The following is an 8,195-nucleotide window of genomic DNA, read 5'->3' on the forward strand; positions in this document are numbered from 1 at the left end:
GGGTCCAGCAAGGCTACCCTCTGCCGGCGTCGTCCTGGTCACACCTGACCCGCTCGGCCCCGCCCCGGCGGCGGTTACGCTGCTGTGATGGCAGACCGCCACCACTCGCTCAGTTCGTCGATCGCCAGCCTGCACGGCGACGAAATGACTGTCGGCCAGCCGCTGAACGAGCGCGAGCGGGTCGCGCTTCGTCGGACCCGAGTTTTCGGCGCTACCGGCACGGTGCTGATGGCGATCGGCGCGCTTGGCGCCGGGGCCCGGCCGGTGGTCCAGGACCCGACGTTCGGCGTCCGGCTGCTCAACCTCCCGTCGCGGATCCAGACGGTGTCGCTGACGATGACGACGACCGGCGCCGTGATGATGGCCCTGGCCTGGCTGATGCTGGGCCGGTTCGCGCTGGGCAGGCGGCGAATGTCTCGCGGTGAGCTGGACCGCACGCTGTTGCTGTGGGTGCTGCCGCTGTTGATCGCGCCGCCGATGTTCAGCAAGGACGTCTACTCCTACCTGGCGCAGAGCCAGATCTGCCGGCTCGGCCTCGACCCGTACCGGGTGGGTCCGGCGACCGGGCTGGGCCTCGGCCATGTCTTCACCTTGTCGGTGCCCAGCCTGTGGCGGGAGACCCCGGCGCCCTACGGGCCGCTGTTCTTGTGGATAGGCCGCGGTATCTCGGCGTTGACCGGCGAAAACATCGTCGCTGCGGTGCTCTGCCATCGGCTGGTGGTGCTGGTCGGAGTGGGCCTGATCGTCTGGGCGACACCGCGATTGGCTCGCCGCTGCGGCGTCGCTGAGGTCAGCGCGCTGTGGCTGGGGGCGGCCAACCCGCTGCTGATCATGCATCTGGTCGCCGGCATCCACAACGAGGCGCCCATGCTCGGGCTGATGCTGGCCGGTACCGAGTTCGCATTGCGGGGTATCGACTCCGCACGCCCGCTGTGGCCGCGACCGTGGCCGCGGGCCAGCGGCAACCGGGCGGATTGGGCGCCGCTGGGCATGCTGCTGGCCGGGGCAATCCTGATCGTGTTGTCTTCGCAGATCAAGCTGCCGTCGCTGCTGGCACTCGGCTTCGTGACGATGGCGTTGGCGCAGCGTTACGGCGGCAATCTCAAGTCGTTCCTGCTGGCCGGCAGCCTGATGGCGGGATTGTCGCTGGCCGTGATGGCGGCGGTCGGCTCGGCCAGCCGGCTCGGGTTCGGCTGGATCTACACGCTGGGCACCGCCAACGTGGTGCGCAGCTGGATGTCGCCGCCGACGCTGATCGCGCTGGGCACCGGGCAGGTGGGGATTCTGCTGGGCCTGGGTGATCACACCACCGCGATACTGTCGCTGACCCGTGGCATCGGCGTTTTGATCATCGCCGTCATGGTCGCCTGGCTGCTGATCGCCGTGCTGCGTGGCCGTCTGCATCCGGTCGGCGGGCTCGGCGTCGCGCTGGGCGGCACAGTGTTGCTGTTTCCGGTGGTGCAGCCGTGGTACCTGCTGTGGGCCATCATCCCGCTGGCAGCCTGGGCCACCCGGCCGGGCTTCCGGATGGCAGTGATCATCGTGACAATCGTCGTCGGCATCTTCGGCCCGACGGCCAACGGCGACCGGTTTGCGCTATTCCAGATCGTGGACGCCACCGTGGCCAGCACGGTCATCGTGCTGCTGCTCATCGCGGTGACGTACGACCGATTGCCGTGGCGGCCGCTGCCCGAGGCTGGACCCGGACCTGAGCCGACGGGCGACGAGCCCGTGCCCACCGGCCAGACCCCGCAGCCCGCTCCGCTGCCCGGCGCTTACGCTAAATCGTCGTGAGCCCGGCTTCAGACATCCACGTGCGGTTGCGCGGGGTGTGTAAGCAGTACGGCTCGGGCGCGAGCGCGACGACCGCCGTTTCTCACCTCGATCTCGACGTGCATGCCGCCGAGGTGCTGGCGCTGCTCGGCCCCAACGGCGCCGGCAAGACGACGACCGTGGAAATGTGCGAGGGGTTCGTCCGCCCCGATGCCGGCACCATCGAGGTGCTCGGATTGGACCCGATCGCCGACAACGCCCGGCTTCGAGCGCGGATCGGCGTGATGTTGCAGGGCGGCGGCGGCTATCCCGCTGCCCGGGCCGGCGAGATGCTGAGCCTGGTGGCCTCTTACGCCGCCGACCCGCTGGATCCGACCTGGCTGCTGAACACGTTGGGTCTGGCCGAGGCGGCCCGCACCACGTACCGACGGCTCTCGGGCGGGCAACAGCAGCGGCTCGCGCTGGCCTGCGCGCTGGTCGGCCGGCCGGAATTGGTCTTCCTCGACGAGCCCACCGCCGGCATGGACGCCCAGGCCCGAATCCTGGTGTGGGAGTTGATCGATGCGCTGCGCCGCGACGGCGTGACGGTGGTGTTGACCACCCACCAGCTCAAGGAGGCCGAGGAGCTCGCCGACCGACTGGTCATCATCGACCACGGGGTGCCGGTGGCCGCCGGAACCCCGGCCGAGTTGACCCATAGCGGCGCCAAAGGCCAGCTGCGGTTCAGCGCGCCGCCGCGACTCGACTTGTCGCTGCTGGTGTCGGCGCTGCCCGAGGACTACCAGGCTTCCGAGGCGACGCCGGGCGAGTATCTGGTGGAAGGCCCGGTCGACCCGCAGGTGCTGGCCACCGTGACGGCGTGGTGCGCTCAGATCAACGTGCTGGCGACCGACCTGCGGGTGGAGCAGCGCAGCCTGGAAGATGTGTTCCTGGAGCTGACCGGCCGGGAGTTGCGCTCATGACCGAAACCCAATTTCCTGCAGGCACTTTCACGCCGAACCCGCGACCCGCCGCGGTACCGAAGATGCTGGCCGCGCAGTTCGGCCTTGAGCTGAAGCTGTTGCTGCGCAACGGCGAGCAGCTGCTGCTGACCATGTTCATCCCGATCACGCTGCTCATCGGTTTGACGTTGCTGCCGCTCGGGTCGTTCGGCGACAACCGGGCCGCCACCTTCGTTCCGGTGATCATGGCGCTGGCGGTGATCTCGACCGCGTTCACTGGCCAGGCGATCGCGGTCGCCTTCGACCGGCGCTACGGCGCGCTCAAACGGCTGGGCGCGACGGCATTACCGGTATGGGGCATCATCGCGGGCAAGTCAGCGGCGGTCGTCACTGTTGTGTTCCTGCAATCAATCATTCTGGGCGCCATCGGTTTTGCCCTCGGCTGGCGGCCGCCTCTGGCCGGTCTGGCGTTGGGCGCGGCGGTCATCGCGCTGGGTACCGCGGTTTTCGCGGCGCTGGGCTTGCTGCTTGGCGGCACCCTGCGCGCTGAGATCGTGCTGGCGGTGGCCAACCTGTTGTGGTTTGTCTTCGCCGGCCTCGGTGCGCTGACCATCGAATCCGGGCTGGTCGGTTCGGCCGTCAGATGGGCGGCACGGCTCACCCCGGCGGGGGCCCTGACCGAGGCGCTGTCCCGCGCGATGAGCCTGTCGGCGGACTGGTTTGGCGTGCTGGTGCTTGTTGCGTGGGGGACGCTGGCCGGACTGGCCGCGTTGCGCTGGTTCCGCTTCACCTGACCGGCCCTACTACGCGGCGTAGTTTTCGTTGCCCTACGATCGGGCGATGGCTGTCGGGCGACTCTTGCGGCGGCTGGTCGACCTGCTGCCCGAACCCAGCCTGCGCGTTCAGCGGCTCGTCGCGGCCGCCGTGATCCTGACGCAGGGCGGCATTGCCGTCACGGGCGCGATCGTCCGCGTGACCGCCTCAGGACTTGGCTGCCCGACCTGGCCGCAATGCTTTCCGGGCAGCTTCACCCCGGTCGCGGTTTCCGAGGTGCCCCGCATCCACCAGGCCGTCGAATTCGGCAACCGGATGATCACGTTCGCCGTGGTCCTCACCGCGGCGCTGGCCGTGTTGGTGCTCTACCGGGCCCACCGCCGAACCGAAGTGCTGGTCTACGCCTGGTTGATGCCGGCCTCGACGGTCGTGCAGGCGGTGATCGGCGGGATCACCGTCCGCACCGGGCTGTTGTGGTGGACGGTGGGCATCCACCTGCTCACCTCGATGACGATGGTGTGGCTCTCGGTCCTGCTGTTCGTCAAGGTCGGCGAGCCCGACGACGGGGTGATCAGTCACCAAGTGGTCAAGCCGCTGCGTGCGCTCACGCTGCTCAGCGCACTGACGCTGGCCGCGGTCCTAGTGGCTGGCACGTTGGTCACGGCCGCGGGCCCGCATGCCGGGGATACCAGCCCGCGTCGGACGGTGCCGCGGCTGCGGATTGAGATCAGCACGTTGGTGCACGCGCACTCATCGCTGCTGATCGCGTATCTCGCCCTGCTGGTCGGGCTTGGCTTCGGGCTGCTGGCCGTGCATGCGCCGCGGCGGGTTCTGTTGCGGCTCGGCGTCCTGCTGGTGGCGGTTTTCGGTCAGGCCGCGGTCGGGACCGTGCAGTTCTTCACCGGCGTTCCCGCGGCGCTGGTCGCGGTCCACGTCGCCGGGGCCGCGATATGCACCGCGGCTACCGCAGCCTTATGGGCCTCGATGCGAGAGCGGACCGAGCCCCAACCGGTCCAGGGCTGACTCGACGCACAAGGCGAACTGCCGCTGCGCGTCGTCGCGGGCGTCGTCGTCGAGTAGCCGCCAACCCAGCGACGGCGCAACCAGATTCAGCTCTGCCAGCTCGGCGTCACCGGATTCTTCAATGACATCCGCGCGGGCGTACAGCAACTCGCTGACGGCGATGCCCGACTGCCCGGCGGCTGCCTGCAGGGCGGCCTGTCCGAGGTCCCACAATTCGAAGTCGGCCTCGATCGGCGAATTCTCGACGAATGCGTGGGACTGGACGCCGCCGATAAATACCAGCGCGGTGCCAACCGCAGAGCCTGACGGACGACGGCCCCGCAGCACGGGCACTCCCGCGCGGCCAAGGTCGCGCAGGTGGCGCCGACCGGTGTTCCAGGCGACCACGTCAGGAGCGTTCAACAGGTTGGGCACCCGCTTCGTCCACGCCAAAAAGTCGGCGTGATCGCTGCTGTCCCGCAGGATCACCAGATCGGCGTCGAGCGTGCGTGGGTCGTTCCAGGACAACCAGTGCGCATGCAGGCCGCGCGTGCGCAGCGCGGCCACCAGGCCGGCATCGTCGTCGTCCGCCGAACCGGCCAGAACAATCCGGGGATGGCGAATGTCGGGCCGGGCCAACTTCATGCGGACTCCATGCATCCGGATGATAGTCAGCATGCACGCAATCGAAGTCGCAGAAATCGGCGGTCCGGAAGTCCTGCGCTATGTCGAGCGGCCGCAACCGTCGCCGGGGCCGGGTGAGGTTCTGATCAAGGCCGAAGCGATCGGTGTCAACTACATCGACACCTATTTCCGTTCCGGCACCTACCCGCGCGAGTTGCCGTTCGTGTTGGGTAACGAGGTAGCCGGTACGGTGGCCGCCGTCGGTGACGGCGTGACGGAGCCAAGTGTCGGCGACCGAGTCGTGACCGCCGTCGCAACCTCCGGTTCGTACGCGGAATTCAGCACGGCGCCAGCGCAATTCACTGCGCCTGTGCCGTCGGAGATCGGCTTGGACGTGGCCGCCTCAGCACTGCTGAAGGGTTTGACGGCGCATTACCTGATCACCTCGGTGTACGCCGTACAGTCCGGCGACACAGTGCTGGTGCATGCCGGTGCCGGCGGAGTCGGCCTGATTCTGACGCAGTGGTTGGCGCATCGGGGCGCTCGGGTGATCACGACCGTATCGACACCGGAGAAGGCTGAGCGATCGCGGCAGGCCGGCGCCGCCGAGGTGCTGGATTACCCCGGCGAGGATCCGGCCGAATTCGGCAGACAGATTCGCGACTTGACCGACGGGTCCGGTGTGGCGGCGGTGTACGACGGTGTCGGGGCAAACACCTTCGATGCCAGCCTGGCCAGCCTTGCCGTGCGGGGAACGCTGGCCCTGTTCGGCGCGTCGAGTGGGCCGGTTCCGCCCGTCGACCCGCAGCGGCTCAACGCGGCCGGTTCGGTGTTCCTGACCCGCCCCGGACTGGTGCACTTCACCCGCACGGGTAAGGAATTCGCCTGGCGCTCAAGCGAATTGTTCGACGCGATCGCCGACGGCTCGCTCAGGGTGGAGGTCAGCCACCGCTATCCCCTGGCCGACGCCGCGCAGGCGCATCGCGACCTGCAGGGCCGTCAGACCATCGGATCCATCGTGCTTACGCCGTAGGCCTCACTGCTGATTGGCGTCGGAATCCCAGCTGACCGGCAGCATCGGGACCGTCGGGCCACCGCCGAACCCATCACCGGCCAGCGTGGCCAGCCCGGCTGCACGCCCGATGGCTTGGTTGCGCACCGTACCGGCAAATCCCAACGGACCCGCACCGTTGCTCGACGCCAGCGGCTCGTCGTCGGGCGGCGCGTCCCAGTCTGGGTTCACTTCGATGTTCATGTCGGCGAACTCGTCGCCATGATCGCGCAAAATCGCCCGCCGACGGCGCCGCGCCTGGCGCTGACCACGCACGGCCGCAGCAGCTACCGCTGCAGCGCTGTCGGGCTCGGGCGCTTTGCGCTTGGCACGGGACGCCGCGCTGGCGCTCATTCCTGAGTCGAACCCGATGCCGGGCGGACCCACCGCGTACGGAGGCACAAAAGGCGCACCCGGGGGCGGCAACGCCGGCGCAGGGCTAGCCACTGTGGCGGTGGCCGCCGGCGCCGGTGGGCTTGCCGGGGCGGGAGCCGATGCCGGCGCCGCCGCAGGGGCTACGGCCGATACGACGACGGTCGGAGTCATCCCGAGGGCCGGTACGGCAAGGGTCGCCGGTGCAAGCACTGGGGAAACGACGGGCATTGTGGTCGGCGGAATTGCGGCCAGCCCCGCGAGGCCGCCGGCAGAGCCGACGGAGGCGATCGCGAAGGCGGGGGCGATGGCCGGCGAGATCAGCGGATAGAAGATGGTCGGATAGTCGTCGGCGCTGAGGAGCAGCGTAAACGGATTCTCCAGCACCCCAAGCGGATTGGCCAGGAAATTACTGATGATGTGCTGAACGAACCCTACCGGATCTGTGAGCAATTCGAAGATGTGGTCGCCGCCGAAGCCGTAATAAAGGTCGGACAGCACCGGGAAGTTGTTCACGAAGGATTCGACGATCTGCTGGCTGTATCCCACCGGATTCTGCAGGAACGCCGTCACGTTGAAGTTCTGCACCACATTTAGCAATGACGACTGCAGATCGGACAGGTTCAGCGTGGACGCGTCGTGCAGCAGCTGCTCGATCGCCGCAATGGCATTGGTTACGGTGTTGCCGTACCCCGACGCCGCCGAGTTGACCACCGCCGGCGCCGGCTGGGTTTGCGGCGACGAGGCCACCGCCGCGGCGGAGACAGCCTGGTAACTCGTCATCGTGGTGGCCGCCTGGACCCACATTCGAACATAGTCGGCTTCGTTGAGCGCGATCGGAATCGCGTTGATGCCGAAGAAGTTGGTGGCCAGCAAAACTCCGTGGATCGCATGATTGGCGGCCAGTTCGGCCAGGGTCGGCATGGCCGCCAGCGCGGCGGTGTAAGCCGCTGCCGCGGTCTCCTGACGCGCGGCCGCTGCCGTGCTGTCGGCGCTGGCCTGCATCAACCAGGCCAGATAGGGCACATGCGCGGCCGCATACGATTCAGCGCTGGGCCCCTCCCATCCGCCAGCCTGTACCGACGTCAACACGGCGGTGAGTTCGTCAGCTGCCAAAGCGTATTCGGCACTCAACGCATTCCACGCCTCGGCGGCAACCAACAGCGAGCCCGGCCCCGGACCGCTAATCAGCAGCGCCGAATGCACTTCGGGCGGAGAGGCCATCCAAATGGGCGCGGTCATCGGCGGGTGGCGCCGATCGGATGAAAGGCCGGTGCCGCGGGATCGTCTGCGACACTAATGGATTGGGACTCGGCCACCCTGGCTCGAGTCGCACGCATCGTGATAACCCGGTCGACGACGTCGCTGAGGTCTGAATCTGATTCGATAACGACTCGTAGCGTTAGCATAGGCTAAGCTAACATGCCCAGGCGGGTAGGTGAAGGGGAGCGCCGAACTAACCGACCCTTCAGCGGATAATCAAGTCCGCTTGGTTAGCCGCCCCATTTGGCGCCTTCGGCTGAGTCCCGGGCCAGCATCGAGGTGGTGTTGTTCTCATGAGTGCCCGCCATCGCGCGATAGGACAACACCAACTGCTCCATCGCCTGGTTCCACTGCGCCTGCCACGCCTGATAACTCATCCCGGTGTCACCCTGCCA

At 67.9% G+C, this 8,195-nt stretch carries 8 protein-coding genes; 5 read left to right on the forward strand and 3 right to left on the reverse strand.

The window, feature by feature from the left end; translation table 11 throughout:
• The first annotated feature begins 87 nt into the window (after window positions 1-87).
• Genes mptB through VGH54_RS07500 form a run of 4 tightly spaced genes read left to right on the forward strand, consistent with a single transcriptional unit; the run spans window position 88 to window position 4,511 of the window.
• Window positions 88-1,794, forward strand: a complete 1,707-nt coding sequence (gene mptB, locus VGH54_RS07485) for a polyprenol phosphomannose-dependent alpha 1,6 mannosyltransferase MptB (RefSeq protein ID WP_331511298.1) — start codon at window positions 88-90, stop codon at window positions 1,792-1,794.
• The gene (locus tag VGH54_RS07490; RefSeq protein WP_331511299.1) at window positions 1,791-2,735 is read left to right on the forward strand and encodes an ABC transporter ATP-binding protein; all 945 of its coding nucleotides are present in this window, start codon (window positions 1,791-1,793) and stop codon (window positions 2,733-2,735) included. Before mptB ends, VGH54_RS07490 begins: the two co-directional genes overlap by 4 nt.
• Window positions 2,732-3,508 (forward strand): ABC transporter permease, encoded by a 777-nt coding sequence (locus tag VGH54_RS07495; protein ID WP_331511300.1) that lies wholly within the window; start codon window positions 2,732-2,734, stop codon window positions 3,506-3,508. Before VGH54_RS07490 ends, VGH54_RS07495 begins: the two co-directional genes overlap by 4 nt.
• Before the next feature lie 28 nt (window positions 3,509-3,536).
• A complete protein-coding gene (locus VGH54_RS07500) occupies window positions 3,537-4,511 on the forward strand; it encodes a COX15/CtaA family protein (RefSeq protein ID WP_414688665.1) in 975 nt (324 codons plus the stop codon).
• Here the strand turns inward: VGH54_RS07500 and VGH54_RS07505 are convergent.
• Window positions 4,461-5,135, reverse strand: coding sequence for a hypothetical protein (locus VGH54_RS07505; protein WP_331511305.1), 675 nt, complete (start codon window positions 5,133-5,135; stop codon window positions 4,461-4,463). The genes VGH54_RS07500 and VGH54_RS07505 overlap by 51 nt on opposite strands.
• 31 nt (window positions 5,136-5,166) lie before the next feature.
• On the opposite strand from VGH54_RS07505, the gene VGH54_RS07510 reads away from it, so the two are divergent.
• Window positions 5,167-6,147 carry a quinone oxidoreductase gene (locus VGH54_RS07510; RefSeq protein WP_331511302.1) on the forward strand — a complete coding sequence of 327 codons (981 nt, stop codon included), beginning with the start codon at window positions 5,167-5,169 and terminating at the stop codon, window positions 6,145-6,147.
• A 3-nt stretch (window positions 6,148-6,150) separates the two neighbouring features.
• On the opposite strand, the gene VGH54_RS07515 is transcribed toward VGH54_RS07510, so the two are convergent.
• Window positions 6,151-7,779 carry a PPE family protein gene (locus VGH54_RS07515; RefSeq protein ID WP_331511303.1) on the reverse strand — a complete coding sequence of 543 codons (1,629 nt, stop codon included), beginning with the start codon at window positions 7,777-7,779 and terminating at the stop codon, window positions 6,151-6,153.
• Window positions 7,780-8,030: 251 nt separating this feature from the next.
• Window positions 8,031-8,195, reverse strand: a 165-nt coding sequence (locus tag VGH54_RS07520) for a WXG100 family type VII secretion target (RefSeq protein WP_331511306.1), incomplete at its 5' end; no start/stop codon positions are given.

This window comes from Mycobacterium sp. (genome assembly GCF_036488105.1).
GTDB lineage: Bacteria > Actinomycetota > Actinomycetes > Mycobacteriales > Mycobacteriaceae > Mycobacterium.

Bases quoted from the DNA above. Each gene is read 5' to 3' on its own strand.
- mptB (WP_331511298.1), top strand. From the start codon at position 88: ATGGCAGACCGCCACCACTCGCTCAGTTCGTCGATCGCCAGCCTGCAC.
- VGH54_RS07495 (WP_331511300.1), top strand. From the start codon at position 2,732: ATGACCGAAACCCAATTTCCTGCAGGCACTTTCACGCCGAACCCGCGA.
- VGH54_RS07505 (WP_331511305.1), bottom strand. From the start codon at position 5,135: ATGAAGTTGGCCCGGCCCGACATTCGCCATCCCCGGATTGTTCTGGCC.
- VGH54_RS07510 (WP_331511302.1), top strand. From the start codon at position 5,167: ATGCACGCAATCGAAGTCGCAGAAATCGGCGGTCCGGAAGTCCTGCGC.
- VGH54_RS07515 (WP_331511303.1), bottom strand. From the start codon at position 7,779: ATGACCGCGCCCATTTGGATGGCCTCTCCGCCCGAAGTGCATTCGGCG.